Genomic DNA, 17,857 nt, shown 5'->3' with positions numbered 1-17,857 from the left:
GCGGATACAGCCGTCATACAACGCTGCGCCGCCGGCGCTATCTAATCCAAATAGTAAGGTGACGCAAGGTACTGGTATAACGACCGTCCCCGCCTCAGAGCACCTATATTGCCTGAGCCTCCAACAGGCCTGTCCAGGCATTGGCGATAGCTGCAAATTCATCAAGCGACAGCTGCTCCCCGCGCCGTGTACCGTCAATACCAGCCTGAGCAAGCACCTTTTCCACCGCTGCTTTATCCAGCCCGTTAGCCTTCAGCCCGTTGGCCAGCGTTTTCCGGCGCTGGGCAAAGGCAGCCTTAACTACCCGGAAAAACATCTTCTCACTGGCAACCTGCACCGGCGGCACGGTGCGCACAGTGCACCGGATAACGGCTGATTCCACTGCCGGAGCCGGAATAAAGGCTTTTGGCGGCACAATAAACATAATTTCCGGTTCGGTATAGTACTGAACAGCAACCGACAACGCTCCGTAGTCCTTACCACCAGGCTTTGCCACCATGCGCTGCGCCACTTCTTTTTGCACCATGGTTACCAGCAATTCGACAGGTAACCGTTCTTCCAAAAATTTCATAATAATAGGGGTCGTAATATAATATGGCAGATTGGCGACAAGCTTGTACTTTTCTTTGTTTATTTCCCGGGAAATGTCAATTTTTAAAATATCCCCATGGATGACTTTGACATTATCATACCCCTCCAGGGTCTTGGCAAGCACATCCAGCAAACGCCGGTCCAGTTCCACCGCGGTTACCTCGGCTCCTGCTTCGGCTAACCCCTGGGTTAGGGTGCCAATTCCCGGACCGACTTCCAGCACGGTATCACCGGCTTTAACCTGGGCGGCCGCTACAATGCCGTCAACAACATTCCCGTCAATGAGGAAATTCTGTCCGAGTTTTTTAGACATATGAATGCCAAAAGTCTTCACGATATGTAAGGTTACTTCTTTTTGGGCAATACGCGGCTTAATTGCCATAGTTAGGTTCCTCCACAGCACTGTCTTGCCGAGTCTTTGCAGCCAAGAAGTTCAGTGCTTCATTAAATTCGCTGCGGGTAACGCCATAGTGATTTAAGCGGTATAAAAAGCCTTTGGCATTGGCATACCCGATGCCCAGCTTTTCCCCCGCAACCGCCCGGCGAACGGCAGCATCAGGCACCCCGCTTAAGCCGGAAGTCATAATATCCTGCCAGCTAAATTCATTTGAGGGCTGCCATTCATGCAGCCGTACTTTGCCCAGCGCATCCCGGATAGCTGCCGGCGACGCCTGTTCAATACCAATATCATTGTTGGCGTCAGCCTGCTCCCGTGGCACAAAAGCATGCCTGGCTTCGGGAAACCGTTCGGCCAGATATTTTCGAATCCGTTCGCCGGCACTGTCCGGATCAGTCAAAATGATAATTCCCCGCTTTTTATAGGCATCATCAATCCGGCTAATAGTGCGTGGCAACAGGTTAAAGCCCTCGGTAGCAATGCATTCGGCATCAACAGCCCGCTTAACAGCGGCAATATCCTGTTTACCTTCCACCACAATTACTTCTTTAATCATCTCGCACTCCATTTTTCCTGTAAATAACAATATGAATATATTACCACAGTTTGCGTCTTTTTATCTATAAACAACCTGCCAAAGTTTTGCCCGCATACCCCTGCCAGCATTTATAATCAAAGTATTATGACGTGAAGCGTAAGTCAAACGCCAGTGGTGGAGCGTTGTCAATGCACCACCCGCCTGCCAGCTTCTGTAACGAGGAGTATATAGGCCGTTATAAATTGAGCACACTCCAGTGTCCGGCACCATCGAGAGTTAATTTCTTTTTATGGTAGCTGTTAAGCGTTCCCCGGTGGCCGACGCTGATCATCGCCGTACCCTGCAAGCGTTCCTTAAGCAGAGTATATAATGCCCGTTCGGTGGGCTCGTCAAGAGCCGAGGTCGCCTCATCCATAAACAGCCACTTCGGCTTATGAATCAGTGCCCGCACAAAGGCAATCCGCTGCTGTTCACCCAAAGACAATACATGCGACCAGTCTTCCACCCTGTCCAGCTGCTCTTTCAAAAAGTCCAGCTTACACAGTGACATGGCAGCACAAATATTTTCATCAGTAACCGGCTCTTTAGGCCCAGGGTAAAGTAATACTTCCCGCAGTGTACCAAGCGGCAGGTAGGATTTTTGCGGTAAAAACAGAAAATCTTTTGTTGCCGGCAAAGTGATATTCCCCTTTGCATAGGGCCATAAGCCGGATAATGTCCTGAGCAGCGTGCTTTTACCGCTGCCTGAAGGGCCGGCTACCAATAACGAATCCCCGGCTGACAGTGACAGCTTGAGTCCGGACAGAATTCGCCGCCCATCAGGCAGGTCAATCTGCAGCTCACTCACATCCAGTCCCGGTGCAGATCCTATCCGGATAAAATCGTTGCCATGAGACAAACCACTCACTTCACGCATATTGCCAACAAAACCGGTAAGCCGGTCAACCACGGCCTTCCACTCGGCCATAGTGGCATAACTTGTAACTAAAAAGGATAAAGAATCATGCACTTTGTCAAAAGCCTGCGCGGTCTGCAGTAAACCGCCAAGCGAAATTTCTTTGGCAAAGTAACGTGGCAAAGCCGCCACCAGGGGAAAGATAATGGCAATTTGTCCATAACCGGAGGCAAACCAGGTTAAACTCTTCTGTCGCTGCATAATCTGCCAGTAATTACTAAACACCTTGCTAAATCTTGCAATAAATCCCTGTTCTTCACGCCTTTCACCGCCATAGAAGGCAATGCTTTCACTATTTTCCCTCAGCCGTACCAAACTAAAGCGGAAGTCAGCCTCATAGCGCTGCTGATCAAAATTAAGCCCGATCAGCGGCTTGCCGATTTTATGGGACAGCCAAGTACCTATTACCGCATATACAAGAGCCACCCACACCATATAGCCATAAACAGTAATTGGGTGATTGCCAATCGGAATGACCATTGTACCGGACAGTTGCCAAAGAATAGCGATAAAGGCTGCCAGGGTTGCAACCGCATTAAGCAGACCCACCGATAACTGCAGGGTATAACTAGTGAAAAGCCTTAGGTCTTCACTAATACGCTGGTCCGGATTGTCGGTGTAATTGTCAGTCAGTTGCAGCCGGTAATACATCTGGTCTTTAAGCCACGCAGTAAGGTATTTCTGCGTCAGCCAGCGCCGCCATTTGATCTCAAGCATCTGCCTAAGATAAAGCTTATAGACGGCTACAATAATGTAAAATGCAGCCAACAGGCAAAACTCGCCCATAGCACTAAAAACTTCTGTTTTATCATAATTCTGCAGTGCGCTGTAAAACCGGTTAAACCACTTATTAATCAGCACTAAAATATAAACAAAGGCCAGGTTAAGGGTCACAATTACGGCAAGCAGCCCCCGCGCCTGCCACTTTTCCTCCGAATGCCAGTAGTCCCGGGTCAAATTCCAGGTATCTTGCAGAAATTTACGGTTTACGCCAGGCAAGCGCCTCATTCCCTTCGTCCATTGGATTTTGGTCTTCTAAGAATTCGCTGCACCATAGCCCCACTCCTGCCTGCATCCCCGTCACTCTGAACAAACGTAAAGCAATCTCTCGGTACCAGGCAGCACCACCCCGCCCTGCAGGCAGAATTACAGGGATTTTTTAGCCGCAAAGGACACAACGAAAACAAAGGGTTAATAAGAATTAACCCCCTGTCCCCTTTTACCTTGTTCTCTTTCTATACTTACAGCAAAACAGGGCGCAAGGCCCTGTTTTGTTACTCAGCTAAAATATAGACTTTGACTACCCGGCGGCCAAACTGCCAGGCCTCACTGGAACTTTCCATACATAAGTCGATTTTGTCACCCACGATGGCACCGCCAACATCGGCCGCCAGTCCCATGCCATAGCCGGGAACATATACGCGGGTACCCAGCGGAATAACATCCGGGTCAACAGCAACAATGCCGCGCCGGGCAGCAATCCCGGTGGCGGTCAACCCCTGGGGCGAACCGTCGGTCGGCAGATAGGCAGTGGCTTCCATATGGCGGACATTCCGGAAATGCATAGTGCCGCGGGAAGTGTCTACCGTATCGCGAGTACCTACCCGGATAATTTGCGGTTTTGAACTTACAGCCACAATCTCTGACAGCACATCGGCGGAAACCTTGGCGCCATCTTCAAACCTGACGCGTACAGTGGCTTTCTTGATGCCATTCTCACCAGGCTGTGCGATTTCCTCCACACCTTTTTCCAGTGTGGGATCAGGCTGACGGACAACCTGGTACAGGTCAGGAACTTCCTGTTCTTCGATTTTCTCAGTTAGGACAACCGCCCGGATGTTCATGCCGGCAACCGGCCTGGCATCCTCCCCGGGGGTTAACTTGATTTTGTCCTCAGGTACTCCCACCTGGCTGGCAACCTCACGCACAGTGGGCTTACCGGTAAGTAAAGTAAAGGTTTTTCCCTGAAAGTTAACGGTTACCGGTACTGCACGAAAGACCTCAATTACAGTTCCTGTTTCTACGCCGGTGGTTGAGAGACGGATTTCGTCCTCAGGACCAAGCGCAATTCCAGCTTTCTGTAGAATTTTATGCGGATTTTTGTACATAGTTTTTACAGTATAAAATTGACCATCTGCAAGAATCTGGACTTTTTTTTGTGCCCAAACAAATCCGGTTGCCAGCAATGATGCCAGTAGCAATGCGACAATCAATGCTACTTTTTTCTGTCCGTACTTTGCCAGTACGGCCTTTTCATCACGCATGAATACCCCCCTTTCAATGAGCTCAATAATTATACCACAACATGGTTATTTAGTCAAATTCTTCTTTGCGCTAACCATAATTATCTATTCATTATTGGGAGTATTACCATTTATTGTAAATTTTATACAGAACTAAATAAAATACGGCAAATATTATTTATTGTAAAATATTCGCCGTATTTCCAATTTATTCCTGCTCATATTAATTTTTTATTTCACCATGTTATGCATCAATCCCGAACAAGCGCTTGGTGTTAGCTGTCGCCGCCGCTGCCAATGCTGCCGGTTCCATCCCCCGGACCTGCGCCACCTCTGCCGCAGTAAAGCGGACATGTGCCGGCTCATTGCGGCGGCCGCGGTACGGCTGGGGCGTCAGATAAGGGCAGTCGGTTTCCACCAGCAGCCGTTCCAGCGGAATCCTGGCTGCGACTTCTTTGAGTTTGCCGTCTTTGGCATAGGTTACCGGCCCGGCAAAGGAAACATAAAAACCCAGCTTGATCACTTCTGTCGCCATTTCCAGGCTGCCGGAAAAGCAGTGCAGTACGCCACTCATTCCTTTGGCCTCTTTTTTAATCATTGCCAGCACATCGCCATGCGCATCCCGGTCATGAATGATGATAGGCTTTTTAAGCTGGCGGGCCACATCAATCTGGCGGCGGAAAACCTGCTGCTGAACCTCGCGCGGCGATAAGTCATAATAATAGTCAAGGCCAATCTCACCAATGGCCACTACTTTAGGTGCAAGGCACCAGTCGGCCAGTTGTTCATAGTCACCGGCTTTAGCCTCTTTGGCATCATGGGGGTGGATGCCGACAGCGGCATAAACCAGTTCATGTTTCCCGGCAAGGGCGACTGAGCGGGCCGAAGACTCCATACAGGCACCGGCGTTCAGGATACCGACAAGTCCGGCTGCCGCCGCCCGCTGAATCACTTGCTCACGGTCATCGTCAAACCGTTTATCATCAAGATGGGCATGTGAGTCAAACAACATCTTACTTCACCTTGCTGCCTGGCGGCATGTCGGCGGTAACCAGTTGCAGCTTCTCGTCACAGGATGCCGCGAGCACCATGCCGCGGGATTCTATCCCCCGGATTTTGGCAGGTTTTAGGTTAACTACCATAACAACATTTTGCCCCACCAGCTGCTCGGGTTCATAATGCTTGGCAATACCGGAGATAATAGTACGCTGCTCGGTTCCCAGATCCACTGTCAGCAGCAGCAGCTTATCGGCCTTCTTCACCTTCTCGGCAGCCAATACTTTGGCTACTCTTAAATCCACTTTAGCAAATTCATCAATGGTAATCTCCGGCGTACCCGGCTCGGCTGCCGCTTGCGGCGCAGGCACAGCTGCCGTTTCGGCCGGCTGGCCCGCAGCCTGAACTGCCGGCTGCTCTTCAATCCGCGGAAAGATCGGCTCAGGCTTGGCAACAACGGTGCCCAGCGGCAAACGTCCCCAGCTTTTAGCATCTCCTAAGGTTACGCCGGCAAAATCGCTGGTTAGGCCAAGCTGCCGCCAAATTTTCGGAGCAGTAAGCGGCATAAACGGCGAAATTAAAATAGCAACAATTCTCAGCACCTCTGCCAGATTGTACAGCACGGTATTCAGCCGGCCTTTTTTGGCCGGATCTTTGGCCAAAGCCCACGGCCCGGTTTCATCAATATATTTATTGGTACGCCCAATGAGCGCCCACACTTCCTTCAGTGCGGCATTAATATCCTGTTGTTCCATATGTTTTTCATACTGAGCGGCAGTAGCCCGGGCCAGCGCAATAAGCTCCTGGTCAATAGGCGCCTCTTCTCCCGGCGCTTCCACAATACCGCCGTTAAAACGGCCGATCATGCTCAGACTGCGATGCAGGAGATTGCCCAAATCATTGGCTAAATCCGCGTTAATCCGGTTGATCAGCGCATCGCGCGAGAAATTGCCGTCAAGCCCCAGTGTAATTTCACGCAAAAGGAAATAACGGATGGTATCGGCGCCAAATTCATCAATCAAAGCAAGCGGATCAATTACATTGCCCTTGGACTTCGACATTTTATCCCCTTCTACCACCAGCCAGCCATGGCCATACACCATTTTCGGCAGGGGAGCACCCATGGCCATGAGAATAATCGGCCAGATGATGCTGTGGAACCGGACAATTTCCTTTCCTACCAGATGGATATCGGCAGGCCAGTATTTATCGAACTTTTCCCGGTCATTGAGATAACCGGCGGCAGTTATGTAATTGGTCAGTGCGTCAAACCACACATAGACGACATGCTTGGTATCAAAGGGAACAGGAATGCCCCAGTCAAAGGTTGTCCGGGAAACACACAAATCTTCCAGACCGCCTTTGATGAAGTTAATCATCTCATTGCGGCGGGAGGTCGGCTGAATAAATTCCGGGTTTTCTTCAATATATTGCAGCAGACGTTCCTGATATTTCGCCATCCGGAAAAAATAACTTTCCTCTTTTACAATTTCGACAGCACGGCCACAATCGGGGCATTTGCCGTCACTGAGCTGGCGTTCCATCCAGAAAGTCTCACAAGGCGTGCAATACCAGCCTTCATATTCGGCTTTATAAATATCGCCCTGGTCATAAATCTTTTGAAAAACAGCCTGTACCAACTCGTGATGACGACGCTCGGTGGTGCGAATAAAATCGTCATGAGAAATGTTTAATTTCTCCCACAAATGCTGGAAAGAGGCTACAATATTGTCAACATAAGCCTGGGGTGTAGTATTATTTTCCTCAGCCTTCCGCTGAATCTTCTGGCCATGTTCGTCCGAACCTGTCAGAAAAAATACGTCGAAACCTGCCAACCTTTTGTACCGGGCGATGGCATCAGCAACCGTCGTACAGTAAGCATGGCCAATATGCAGCCGGTCACTGGGATAATATATGGGGGTGGTAATATAAAAGGGTTTTTTCGACATAATGTCCTCCTTCAGACAACGCGTTTGTTGTATTTTACCAATTATAGATAGTAAGAATATAATTGTCAATAGTTGTATTTTTCGACATAAAGTAGTATTATATGACAGGGATAACAATTATATACAAAGTTAGTGCGATATTTTTTCAAAAATTTTATCATTTGTAAAAAATTGGGTTGACATGCTTTGTAATATTTGGTATTATTTAGTTAAGCGAGTTTTGTCGAATCTTGTTGACGGTTTCCAATTGAGTAGCGATTGTTTTAAACACAAAATATTGTAATTTGAAGGGAGAAAATGCAAAATGAAATCAACTGGTATTGTACGTAAAGTGGACGAGCTGGGTAGGGTGGTTATTCCTATCGAATTGCGCCGCACTCTTGATATCGAAGAAAAAGACGCTCTCGAAATTTATGTTGACAGCGACCGTATCATTCTCCGGAAATATGAACCGGCGTGCGTATTCTGCGGCAACGCTGCCGATGTAACCAATTTCAAAAACAAAAATGTCTGCAAAGACTGCCTGGATGCCATGGGCCAGCGGGCTGTATAACAGTCTCCTATAATACATCACTGTCCAGAACAGCCTGGTATACCTGACGTTTCGGTAAGCCTTTTTGCGACGCCACCTCACGGATGGCGTCTTTTTTATTTATCCCCCGTTCAATTAGCATCTGTACGGCTTGTATCACATCAAGACCAGCAAAGCTATCCGCCTCTGCCGCCACCACCTCATCGTCAGAAATCCCCGCCACAATCAATGTAAATTCCCCGCGTGGCTGATGTTCATTAAAATGTAAGCTAATGCTCCCCAGAGTACCCCGGACGAATTCTTCGAATTTCTTAGTCAGTTCTCTGGCGGCAACCGCCTGGCGATCGCCTAAGGCGGACTTAATTTCTTCTAGTGTGGCCTTCAGCCGGTGCGGCGATTCATAAAACACCAAAGTATACGGATGCCTGGCCAGCTTAGCAAGCAGTTCCCGCCGGTGCTTATTGGTCTTAGGCAAAAAGCCGACAAAGGTAAACAACGTAGTATCAAGCCCTGAGGCGATAAGAGCCGTTAACGCCGCGTTGGGCCCGGGCAGCGGTACAACCGGGATATTCTGCTCAATCGCCAAACGCACCAGATCAACGCCGGGATCAGAGATACCCGGCATACCGGCATCGCTGACCAGGGCAATGGTTTCTCCCTGCAGCAGGCGCCTCACAATCTCCGGTCCGCGTTCGGCCTTATTGTGTTCATGATAACTAATGAGCGGCACATGGATATCAAAATGGTTGAGCAGCTTGATCGTGTGCCTGGTATCTTCGGCGGCAACGGCTGCGGCTTCTTTTAATACCCGAACGGCCCGGAAGCTCATATCTTCCAGATTGCCGAGCGGTGTCGGGCATAGGTATAATGTACCTGGCTGATTCACAGCATTCACCTGTCCTGCCTGTTAAAATAGAGCTTCATAATATCTTCACTATAGTTCCCGTCAGCAGCATATACAATCAACGGCGGCAATACATCCAGCCCGGGCTTGGCGCCACGCACACCCTCGATCAGTACCATATTGGGCTTTTTATCCATTGCCGGATATACAAGCTGCAAGCGTTTGGGCTCAATACCGGCCTGGCACATCGCCAGCGAAATCTCGGCCAGCCGCTCAGGCAGATGCACCATGGCAAACCGTCCGCGGTACTTTACAAGATATTTGGCGGCAGCAACTACCTCGGCCAGATTTGCCGTCACTTCATGACGGGCCATGGCTACCCGGTCATTGGGACTTATGTAACCGCCCCCTACAGGACGGTAGGGAGGATTGGAAACAACCAGTTCACAGCCGCCACCGGGAAAAAAGTCCTTAATCCGGCGCAAGTCCCCCTGGATAATAGACAGCCTGTCCTCAAGCTGATTGAGACAGGCTGACCTTTGCGCCATATCGGCCATAACCGGATTTAGTTCCAGGCCGGTAACGGCTGCCGCCCCTCGCGCCAAGAGCAGCAAACCAATAACCCCTGTTCCTGCCCCCAGATCAACCGCCGTCCCGCCAGAGCGCAAGCTGGCAAAATGAGCCAGCAGTACAGCATCCAGGGAAAAACAGAACTGGTCAGGATGTTGAATCAATTTTAGATCATTAATAATAAGCTCATCCACCCGTTCACCGGGTTTCAGTTCAACCTCACTGGCCATTACTCTTTTTCCACTACCTCATCCCAGGGGATGATCAGGGTTTTACCTTCTGCCAGGCTAATCGTTGCTGTCCGTTTTTGTTGATTAATAGTAATTACCTTGCCTTCGCCCTCAACAGTAATCACCTCTTTGCCGACTGTCGGCGGCACAACCTTTTTGACGCAGCAGCCGGTATAGCAGTCATTCTCGTACTTCAGGCAGCACATCAATCGGCCGCAGATACCGGAAATCTTGGTGGGATTGAGCGATAAGTTCTGGTCTTTGGCCATGCGAATGGACACAGGCTCAAAATCTCCCAGAAAAGTGGCGCAGCACAACGAGCGGCCGCAGCAGCCAATACCATTCATTAACTTGGCTTCATCTCTTACGCCGATTTGCCGCAGTTCAATCCGGGTCCTGAACACACTGGCCAAATCCTTTACCAGCTCGCGAAAGTCGATACGCCCTTCAGCGGTAAAATAGAAAATAATCTTATTTACATCAAAAGTGTATTCTACATCAACCAGGTTCATGGGCAACCCATGGGCCTGAATTTTTTGTTCACAAATTTTAAAGGCTTCTTTTTCCTTTTTCCGGTTATCCTTAACCTTTTCCTGATCCTCAGGCGTAGCCTTGCGCAGCACCGGTTTCAGCGGAGCAACAATTTGATCGTCTGCCACTTCACGCGCGCCGATAACCACATCACCAAATTCAAGACCTCTTGCGGTTTCGACAATGGCATGCTCGCCGGCATGAATGTCAATACCGCCCGGATCAAAATAGTATATTTTACCCGCCTTTTTAAAGCGGACCCCAACTACTGTCAACATGATTTTCTCCTTTTTCCGGTAAATCTTTTAATTTTATGAGTAATTCTTCTAATGCCAGGCGGGTATTCGCATTGCTCCCAATGGCACGGATTGTATTCTTAACTACGGTCATAGCCGCTACGCATCGCCCTTCAGGCCAAGCCGCTGCCCAGCCGTCCAGTTGAGGTCTAAGGTCAATATTATACAGCAGCCGCGCGTTATGCCCACCGGCCACCAGCAGTACATCCCGGAGCAGATATAGAAAATATTCCAGTACAGTTATAATAGCCTTTGTTTCCAGACTGTCAAGCTTGGCCGTCTGCTCCCAGACAGCCATCATATCACGACTTTCGAGGCTGGCAAACAGGCCTGCCGCCATATCCCGCTGTGCCAAGCCGTCCGGAGCCAGCAGAGTGAGTGCTTTCCCCATCCGCCCGCCGCTCAGCCGGGCCGCTACCGCAGCCGCCTCCAGGCTGTAACCCTGGTGCACCAGAGCTTGCTCAAGGAGTGCTGCAGGCAACGGATAAAACTTAAGGTTGCGGCAACGGGACAGAATGGTCGGCAAAAGCGGTTTCGCCGTGCCTGCCACCAGGATAAAAACAAAGCCGGCCGGCGGCTCCTCCAGCAGCTTGAGCAAACTATTGGCGGCCTGAACTGTCATAAACTCGGCATCCTCGATCAGACAGAGCCTGCCCGGACTGACAGCCGGAGCCAGGGACGCAAAATGCTGCAATGCCCGGATCTGGTCAATTTTAATTGTCGCCCCCTCAGGCGCAACCAGGGTAAAGTCAGGATGCGCCTCTCTGCCGTACAGCACACAGGAGGAACAGTGCCCACACGGTTTTATGCCGCCGGCATTGCATAAAATTCCGGCAGCCATTATGCGGGCGGTCAACCCCTTACCGATACCTGACGGCCCGGTAAAGAGCAAGGCATGCGGTATCGCACCGCTGACCAGCATGGCTTTGAGTACCTGTACAGCGTCCTGGTGGCCAATGACTGCATCCCAATGCATAACCATCAGGTATACAGGTCAACCAACATACCGCGCACTGCGTCATGCTTGGCCATGATTGATAACTGCCGGTCCTGGCCTGCGCGTACGTCTTCTGCCATTTCCGCCAGTTTTTCATCAATCTGCCTGATGGTTGTAAACATCTTCTGGCGGCCATGACGATCCCAGCCGGTACGGGATTCCAGACTGTACATCCGGGCTACGGCTTCACCGATAAACTTCCGCACATTTTCCCGGTATGACTTAAGTTCACTATATGTTGGCATCTGTGATAACCGGCTGCCGCTTTCATCAATATCGGCCAGTAATGCTTGCAGACGCTCGGTTGACTGCTTTTCCTGCGTTTTTCGCAGGTCGGAGGCAAAATAGCCGCCTGCTTTTTCCGACTTGACGTTCTGCTCGCGGTCGCTCAACACCGGTTGGTTGCTCACACCAAAGGTATTTACTTTCATACTCATCTAATTTAATCCTCCTGCCCCGAAACTATACGGCAGATTACCTTCTTCTTATCCCTTAAATTATATATGGTTTCAATAAAATAATCAAATATTTGCCAAATATCCACCAAAAACAAAAGCAGGGCCTGATTAAGCCCTGCCGATCATCCTGTGAAGTTCCTGATAAATTTCCTCATGAATCTGTTCAATAGTTTTTATTTGGCCGCTATCGGTACAGTCCACCCTGTGCCAGCCAAAGGTTGCGGCAATATCACAGGCATTGGCAAAACAATAGGACAAGTAGTCACTGTCTTGTTCATGAATATCTTTGACATTGCCTGCTTTATTTTCCCGTCCGCGCATAAGTTCCCGGCTGACCGCCGGCGGCATTGCCAGAAAAAAAACCTTATCAGGAACCGGCAAACCGCATTTGGTAAATTCAAAATCCCCTAACCATTCCAGATAACGTTCTTTCTCAGCCTTGTCTTTGATTTTGGCTGCCTGATGAATCATATTGGAAGTAGTATAACGGTCGGCAATAACGATCCCGCCGTTTAGATAAAACTCCTCCCATTCCTTTTTATAAGACGCAATCCGGTCAACCGCGTAAAAGGCCGAGGCCGCATAGGCATTGACATCCTCAGGCCGCTCTCCGAATTCCCCATTCAAATACATTTTGACCAGAGCCGACGACTGGCTTTGGTAATTGGGATAGTCCACCTTACGCACAGTAAAGCCTTCTGCCGCAAGACGGGCAGCCATCTTCCCGGACTGAGTGGCCTTGCCGCTGCCGTCAGTACCTTCAATAACAATTAATTTGCCGCGCATAGTTCCTCCGTCAATCCACCACTTTAATGGTTTTAAGTAAATAGTCTTCCGGCCCTGAGATATGCAGCCCGGCCTGCTGCAGCACATGACAGTAATCAATAATCTCCTGGCTAATCTTTTCCCCCGGACAAAGCAAGGGGATTCCCGGGGGGTAGAAGGTGACTATTTCGGCACAGGTCATGCCTGCCGCATCCCGGAACGGCACCATGCAGGTATTGCCAAACAGCGCATCCCGGGGTGAGATGACTTGTTCCGGTGACGCCGGATGCTTACCTGCGGCATAAATGGAATTAATGGCCGAAAAATCGCGTGTCCCATGGTGAGTAGCCGCCATATCCCGGAGGGCAGCCACCAGTGCCTCCACTTCGCGTTCGGTATCGCCAAGCGTAATGAGAAACAAAATGTTATATACATCAGATAACTCTACCTGAACTTTATATTTATGGCGCAAAATCCGCTCGGCTTCCGCCCCTTTTAAGCCCAGGCCTTTGACGGTGACAGTAACCTTAGTCCAATCCATGCTGTACACACCGGGATTGCCCAGTTTTTCCTCACCAAAGCAATACAGTCCGGGAATTTTGTTTATCTCCTGCCGGGCCTGGTTAGCCAAATCGACAGCCCGTTCAATCAGTTCACGCCCTTGTGTGGCCATCTGCATTCTGGCGACATCCAGGGAGGCCAGCAGAATATAATTAGGACTGGTTGACTGAACTAACTGCAGCATGGCCTTAAGGCGCGGCACCCTGATCCGGCCTTCGCGGCAATGCACTAAAGAGCATTGGGTCAGGGCCCCGATAATTTTATGAGTGCTTTGGGCCACAATATCGGCACCGGCATCAAGGGCCTGAACCGGCAGCCTGTCCGAAAACTTAAGATGCGGTCCATGCGCCTCGTCAACAACCACCGGAATACCATGGCCATGCACAATATCAACTATTTTTTTCAGATCGGTAGCCACACCGTAATAGGTGGGATTAATAATAAGCACACCCTTGGCGTCAGGATGCTCTGCCAATGCCTGAGATACCGCCTCCGGGGTAACCCCCATAGCCAGCCCCAGCTCGTTATCCACCTCAGGCTGCATGAATACCGGAATAGCACCACTTAAAATAATGCCGCCAATGATGGAGCGATGGGAATTGCGCGGTACAATAATCTTGTCACCAGGTCCGGCAATGGTAAGAATCATCGCATAAATCCCGCCGGTAGTGCCATTAACCACAAAGAAGCTATGATCTGCCCCGTAAAGGTCGGCTGCCAAATCCTGTGCCGCCTTGATGGGACCATGCGGCTCATGTAAATCATCGAGTTCAGTCATAAGCGCTAAATCAAGAGCCAGGGTTTTCTGCGGCACCAGGTCAGCCAAAGCCTGATGCATGCCTTTGCCCATTTTGTGTCCCGGTGTATGAAAAGGAATTACTTTATCATTTACATAAGTATTCATAGCTGCCAGCAAAGGCACTTTCCGTTGGTCAAGCACACCGCCACCGCCTTTTCTTTCTTCCTCTATTATACCCTTGCAGGTTGTAAATATTTTAGCATACACCCCTTACCCGGTACAAGCTGCCAAGACAAAGCAGCACTCAAGGCAAAAAAAATTGCCGGGTGCAAACAGGGAAAGCAAAAGCCGCCGGTCAATTGCCGGCGGCCTTGTAACACTAATTAAAGCTATATCTCATTAATACAGCTTAGCAAATTCCTTGCCGAACTGTATAGCGCCCTCGGTAGTTTGCGCATCCGGATTCCACAAGCCTTTGAAACCGTCATTTACAACCGCAAACCCGGCCGAAGCCAGCATCTCATTAATAATCTTAACCGATTCGCCGCTCCAGCCATAGGCGCCAAAAGCAGCGGCTTTCTTATTTTTGAAGGCCAAGCCTTTAATTTCTTCCATAATCCCGGCAATGGAGGACAGAACGCCTTTGTTGACAGTGGGCGACCCTACCAGAATGGCTTTGGATTTGAATACTTCGGTAATGATGTCATTCTTATCCCGGCGGGCGGTATTAAACAGCTTGATGTTTACTGACGGATCGCCGGCTTTTATGCCTGCGGCAATAGCCTCAGCCATTTTGCGGGTACCATCCCACATGGTATCGTACAGAATAGTGATCTGATTTTCTTGATAATCTTTAGCCCATTCGGTATACTTGGTAACAATTTGCAGCGGATTATCGCGCCAAAGCACGCCATGACTTGGACAAATCATAGCCACCGGCAGATTAAAACCGACAACCTCCTGAATTTTGCGGTCAACTAAGCGGCTAAAGGGCGTAAGAATATTGGCATAGTATTTGATACACTCTTTATACAGTTCATCCTGGTCAACAAGGTCGTTAAACATATATTCAGAAGCATAATGCTGACCAAAGGCATCGTTACTGAATAAAATATTGTCGCCTGTAAGATAGCACATCATCGTGTCCGGCCAATGCAGCATCGGCGCTTCGACAAAGATAAATTCCTTGGAACCGATATTGAGCTTGTCCCCGGTTTTGACCACCTGAAAATTCCAATCCTGGTGATACTGGCCTTTTAACGACTTAACGGCGTTGGCAGTACAATAAATCGGGGTATTGGGAATCAATTTCATTAACTGGGGTAATGCGCCGCTATGGTCAACCTCACCATGGTTTACAATAATGTAATCAATCTTATCCAGGTCTATTTCCTGCTGAAGATTTGCCACAAATTCCTGGGCAAAAGGCAGCCATACCGTATCAATGAGGACATTTTTTCCATCGCGAATCAAATAAGAATTATAGGTAGAACCCTTGTGCGTAGAGTATTCCTCGCCATGGAATTTTTTCAATTCCCAATCTACCTTACCAACCCAGGTTACATTATCTGTAATTTTAAAACGCATAGTTACTACCTCCCCTAATATTCTGTGATAATAATATTATACCACTTTTCTCCATAACTGCCGTGACGATAATCACAAAAACGCAATTTTCCGCTTAACCGCCACAACCCACAAATGGCTGAGATGCCTTGTTATAATTGCCCAAGATAAAATAAATATTCCCCAAACCTTCGACAAATACGCCCCCCTAGCCTGCTACAATTCCAAAACAAAGTAAAGAAAAGAAGCACTGCCTTGTTAGCTACAAAGACATGCTTCTTTTTCTTATCAGGCAGGTTATACAGACTTGCTCAAATTATTCTGCACAAGAGAAGGGAACGATGGTAACAGGGCAAGGCGCGGCATTGACCACACCATAGCTGACACTGCCAAGCACTCCGCCAACCAGAGGATTCATTCCCCGTGAACCCATGATGATCATCCGCACACCGGTAAGTGCGCATCCCGGTTCACCACTGGTATCCGGCAAGGCTTCCAGACAAATCTGCTCTTTAGCATCGCCAACTCTTAACTTTAATTCATATTCTACCTGAGCAGCTTCTAATATTTCTTTTGCTGCAGGCACGACCTCCGCAAAAAGCTGCTCCTGATATTCACGAATAGTGTTATTAGAAAAAAACATTTTGGAATGGACGGTCCGAAACGTCGGTTGAACATTTAATACTACAATTTTTTCCTGCAGCAGTTTTCCCAAACTAATCGCCAGTCGCAATGCTTCGATTGAATTCTTTGATCCATCAAACGGAACTAGAATATTTTTTTTCATGGCCATCCCCCTTATGATCGTTTCTAAGATAATTAATTCGCCATAAATTTATTATGTCCTCTATTTTCGTGTCCATAAAATCCAATAAAGCTTTGCTTAAACCGTCCCGGTTAAGGGCCGAGCGGTACGGTAACAAAAACCCGGGTGCCTTTGCCAACCTCTGATTTTATGGTAAGCTCACCACGCAACAGGTTAATACGCTCCCGCATACCCATCAGACCAAAGCTTTCATTGCCCACCGATTCGACGGTATCAAAGCCCCTACCGTCATCTTCGACAACCGCCGAAACCACACTTGGCCGAAAATCAATACGAACCCAGATGTTGGAGGCTTTCGCATGTTTTTCGACATTACTAAGTGCCTCCTGGATAATCCGAAATAAACCTATCTCAATATGAGGTTCCAGTCTTTTCTCAGTGCCAAGCACCTTCACCTCGGAAAAAACAGCACTCCGCTCTTTAATGGTTTCCAACACCTTCCGGATGGTAGGAACCAGTCCCAAATCATCCAGTGTCATGGGCCTAAGGTCAAAAATTATTTTTCTCGTCTCTTTCAAGGCTATCCGCACCTGCTCGCGCAAATCCCCTAATTCATGTTTGGCTCTGGCAACATCAGACTCCATGAGACGTTCACATACCTCGGCCCGGAAGACGATATTGGCCATAGCCTGCGCCGGACCGTCATGAATTTCCCGGGATACGCGCCGCCGTTCTTCTTCCTGGGCTTTAATGATTTTGGCGCCGAAATTCTGTCTGGCCTGCAACGATTCAATCTGGGTTACAACATCACCCATCTGGCTGCCCCAATACCCCAATACGGCTCCCACCTGCGAGGCTAATTCCTCGGCTTTTTCCACCGTGCTCTTCAAGGTCTTCAGCCTAAGCTCCAGCTCATCCCGCTGGCGTCGCAGATTTTGCTCCTGCAGCCTGGCCATAGCCAGTTCAAGCTGAACATTGCTGGTATCCTCATAGGCAGCCTTGATATCGTCTTCCGTGTATTGGCGGAAATTCCGGCTGACCTCCATCAGCCGGTAGCGTGACCTGCGTTCTTTCTTTTCCAGTTCATCCACTCTAAAGATTATGTCTGCCGTTTCCTGTTTAACACGTTCGACATCCAGACGAACCTTTTCCATCTCGACCCGGGCAGCGTCATATATGTCAAATATCTGTGCCTTGCTTCTTTCTACTGCAGCGATGGTGTTTTTTACAATTTTATCAAGGGCCTTTGCGTCAATATTTATCATTCTGTCACCACTCTTGCTTTACAAATACTAGGGGCAAGTCACCATACTCAGTACAATCCCTGCTGAAG

17 protein-coding genes are annotated in these 17,857 nt (G+C 49.0%); 1 reads left to right on the top strand and 16 read right to left on the bottom strand.

The genetic code is table 11. The features are described 5' to 3' along the window. Positions 1–103: 103 nt before the first annotated feature. The 6 genes from rsmA to metG all read right to left on the bottom strand — a co-directional run bounded on the left by rsmA (position 104) and on the right by metG (position 7,669). A complete protein-coding gene (gene rsmA, locus SPSPH_RS00890; RefSeq protein WP_075752336.1) occupies positions 104–973 on the bottom strand; it encodes a 16S rRNA (adenine(1518)-N(6)/adenine(1519)-N(6))-dimethyltransferase RsmA in 870 nt (289 codons plus the stop codon). Then, positions 963–1,544, bottom strand: a complete 582-nt coding sequence (rnmV, locus tag SPSPH_RS00885) for a ribonuclease M5 (protein ID WP_075752334.1) — start codon at positions 1,542–1,544, stop codon at positions 963–965. The genes rsmA and rnmV overlap by 11 nt, the downstream gene beginning before the upstream one ends. Before the next feature lie 217 nt (positions 1,545–1,761). Beyond that, complete coding sequence (locus SPSPH_RS00880; RefSeq protein WP_075752332.1) at positions 1,762–3,489, bottom strand: ABC transporter ATP-binding protein/permease; 1,728 nt, start codon at positions 3,487–3,489, stop codon at positions 1,762–1,764. A gap of 266 nt (positions 3,490–3,755) precedes the next feature. Then, a complete protein-coding gene (locus SPSPH_RS00875; RefSeq protein WP_075752330.1) occupies positions 3,756–4,745 on the bottom strand; it encodes a 3D domain-containing protein in 990 nt (329 codons plus the stop codon). Positions 4,746–4,968: 223 nt separating this feature from the next. Further along, entirely contained in the window at positions 4,969–5,736 is a 768-nt protein-coding gene (locus SPSPH_RS00870) for a TatD family hydrolase (RefSeq protein WP_075752328.1), read from the bottom strand. Position 5,737: 1 nt separating this feature from the next. After that, positions 5,738–7,669: a methionine--tRNA ligase gene (metG, locus tag SPSPH_RS00865; RefSeq protein ID WP_075752326.1), complete on the bottom strand. Its 1,932-nt coding sequence runs from the start codon at positions 7,667–7,669 to the stop codon at positions 5,738–5,740. 304 nt (positions 7,670–7,973) lie between these two features. Here metG and SPSPH_RS00860 point away from each other — a divergent pair, with 304 nt between their 5' ends. After that, positions 7,974–8,222: an AbrB/MazE/SpoVT family DNA-binding domain-containing protein gene (locus SPSPH_RS00860; protein ID WP_075752324.1), complete on the top strand. Its 249-nt coding sequence runs from the start codon at positions 7,974–7,976 to the stop codon at positions 8,220–8,222. 7 nt (positions 8,223–8,229) lie between these two features. On the opposite strand, the gene rsmI is transcribed toward SPSPH_RS00860, so the two are convergent. The 10 genes from rsmI to SPSPH_RS00810 all read right to left on the bottom strand — a co-directional run bounded on the left by rsmI (position 8,230) and on the right by SPSPH_RS00810 (position 17,789). Further along, the gene (gene rsmI, locus SPSPH_RS00855; RefSeq protein WP_083945492.1) at positions 8,230–9,030 is read right to left on the bottom strand and encodes a 16S rRNA (cytidine(1402)-2'-O)-methyltransferase; all 801 of its coding nucleotides are present in this window, start codon (positions 9,028–9,030) and stop codon (positions 8,230–8,232) included. A gap of 62 nt (positions 9,031–9,092) precedes the next feature. Further along, positions 9,093–9,845 (bottom strand): tRNA1(Val) (adenine(37)-N6)-methyltransferase, encoded by a 753-nt coding sequence (locus SPSPH_RS00850; RefSeq protein ID WP_075752320.1) that lies wholly within the window; start codon positions 9,843–9,845, stop codon positions 9,093–9,095. After that, the gene (locus SPSPH_RS00845) at positions 9,845–10,654 is read right to left on the bottom strand and encodes a PSP1 domain-containing protein (protein ID WP_075752318.1); all 810 of its coding nucleotides are present in this window, start codon (positions 10,652–10,654) and stop codon (positions 9,845–9,847) included. Before SPSPH_RS00845 ends, SPSPH_RS00850 begins: the two co-directional genes overlap by 1 nt. Beyond that, a complete protein-coding gene (gene holB / locus SPSPH_RS00840) occupies positions 10,626–11,654 on the bottom strand; it encodes a DNA polymerase III subunit delta' (protein WP_083945336.1) in 1,029 nt (342 codons plus the stop codon). The genes SPSPH_RS00845 and holB overlap by 29 nt, the downstream gene beginning before the upstream one ends. Then, the gene (locus SPSPH_RS00835) at positions 11,654–12,100 is read right to left on the bottom strand and encodes a YaaR family protein (protein ID WP_083945491.1); all 447 of its coding nucleotides are present in this window, start codon (positions 12,098–12,100) and stop codon (positions 11,654–11,656) included. Before SPSPH_RS00835 ends, holB begins: the two co-directional genes overlap by 1 nt. Positions 12,101–12,235: 135 nt before the next feature. Further along, positions 12,236–12,913 (bottom strand): dTMP kinase, encoded by a 678-nt coding sequence (locus SPSPH_RS00830; protein WP_075752313.1) that lies wholly within the window; start codon positions 12,911–12,913, stop codon positions 12,236–12,238. 10 nt (positions 12,914–12,923) lie between these two features. Continuing rightward, entirely contained in the window at positions 12,924–14,357 is a 1,434-nt protein-coding gene (locus tag SPSPH_RS00825; protein WP_075755881.1) for an aminotransferase class I/II-fold pyridoxal phosphate-dependent enzyme, read from the bottom strand. 234 nt (positions 14,358–14,591) lie between these two features. Beyond that, positions 14,592–15,779 carry an anaerobic nitric oxide reductase flavorubredoxin gene (locus SPSPH_RS00820; RefSeq protein WP_075752311.1) on the bottom strand — a complete coding sequence of 396 codons (1,188 nt, stop codon included), beginning with the start codon at positions 15,777–15,779 and terminating at the stop codon, positions 14,592–14,594. A 295-nt stretch (positions 15,780–16,074) separates the two neighbouring features. Further along, the gene (locus SPSPH_RS00815) at positions 16,075–16,545 is read right to left on the bottom strand and encodes a universal stress protein (RefSeq protein WP_075752309.1); all 471 of its coding nucleotides are present in this window, start codon (positions 16,543–16,545) and stop codon (positions 16,075–16,077) included. A 110-nt stretch (positions 16,546–16,655) separates the two neighbouring features. Next, positions 16,656–17,789 carry a sensor histidine kinase gene (locus tag SPSPH_RS00810; RefSeq protein ID WP_075752307.1) on the bottom strand — a complete coding sequence of 378 codons (1,134 nt, stop codon included), beginning with the start codon at positions 17,787–17,789 and terminating at the stop codon, positions 16,656–16,658. Positions 17,790–17,857 lie beyond the last annotated feature (68 nt).

The organism is Sporomusa sphaeroides DSM 2875 (genome assembly GCF_001941975.2).
GTDB lineage: Bacteria > Bacillota > Negativicutes > Sporomusales > Sporomusaceae > Sporomusa > Sporomusa sphaeroides.
The sequence above is the reverse complement of the archived record's forward strand: the minus strand, read 5'-3'. Positions and strand labels throughout refer to the sequence as shown.

What these genes read in the sequence shown, in the direction of transcription:
- rsmA (WP_075752336.1), bottom strand. Translation starts at nt 973, where the DNA reads ATGGCAATTAAGCCGCGTATTGCCCAAAAAGAAGTAACCTTACATATC.
- rnmV (WP_075752334.1), bottom strand. Translation starts at nt 1,544, where the DNA reads ATGATTAAAGAAGTAATTGTGGTGGAAGGTAAACAGGATATTGCCGCT.
- SPSPH_RS00880 (WP_075752332.1), bottom strand. Translation starts at nt 3,489, where the DNA reads ATGAGGCGCTTGCCTGGCGTAAACCGTAAATTTCTGCAAGATACCTGG.
- SPSPH_RS00875 (WP_075752330.1), bottom strand. Translation starts at nt 4,745, where the DNA reads ATGCGTGATGAAAAGGCCGTACTGGCAAAGTACGGACAGAAAAAAGTA.
- SPSPH_RS00870 (WP_075752328.1), bottom strand. Translation starts at nt 5,736, where the DNA reads ATGTTGTTTGACTCACATGCCCATCTTGATGATAAACGGTTTGACGAT.
- metG (WP_075752326.1), bottom strand. Translation starts at nt 7,669, where the DNA reads ATGTCGAAAAAACCCTTTTATATTACCACCCCCATATATTATCCCAGT.
- SPSPH_RS00860 (WP_075752324.1), top strand. Translation starts at nt 7,974, where the DNA reads ATGAAATCAACTGGTATTGTACGTAAAGTGGACGAGCTGGGTAGGGTG.
- rsmI (WP_083945492.1), bottom strand. Translation starts at nt 9,030, where the DNA reads ATGAGCTTCCGGGCCGTTCGGGTATTAAAAGAAGCCGCAGCCGTTGCC.
- SPSPH_RS00850 (WP_075752320.1), bottom strand. Translation starts at nt 9,845, where the DNA reads ATGGCCAGTGAGGTTGAACTGAAACCCGGTGAACGGGTGGATGAGCTT.
- SPSPH_RS00845 (WP_075752318.1), bottom strand. Translation starts at nt 10,654, where the DNA reads ATGTTGACAGTAGTTGGGGTCCGCTTTAAAAAGGCGGGTAAAATATAC.
- holB (WP_083945336.1), bottom strand. Translation starts at nt 11,654, where the DNA reads ATGGTTATGCATTGGGATGCAGTCATTGGCCACCAGGACGCTGTACAG.
- SPSPH_RS00835 (WP_083945491.1), bottom strand. Translation starts at nt 12,100, where the DNA reads ATGAAAGTAAATACCTTTGGTGTGAGCAACCAACCGGTGTTGAGCGAC.
- SPSPH_RS00830 (WP_075752313.1), bottom strand. Translation starts at nt 12,913, where the DNA reads ATGCGCGGCAAATTAATTGTTATTGAAGGTACTGACGGCAGCGGCAAG.
- SPSPH_RS00825 (WP_075755881.1), bottom strand. Translation starts at nt 14,357, where the DNA reads ATGAATACTTATGTAAATGATAAAGTAATTCCTTTTCATACACCGGGA.
- SPSPH_RS00820 (WP_075752311.1), bottom strand. Translation starts at nt 15,779, where the DNA reads ATGCGTTTTAAAATTACAGATAATGTAACCTGGGTTGGTAAGGTAGAT.
- SPSPH_RS00815 (WP_075752309.1), bottom strand. Translation starts at nt 16,545, where the DNA reads ATGAAAAAAAATATTCTAGTTCCGTTTGATGGATCAAAGAATTCAATC.
- SPSPH_RS00810 (WP_075752307.1), bottom strand. Translation starts at nt 17,789, where the DNA reads ATGATAAATATTGACGCAAAGGCCCTTGATAAAATTGTAAAAAACACC.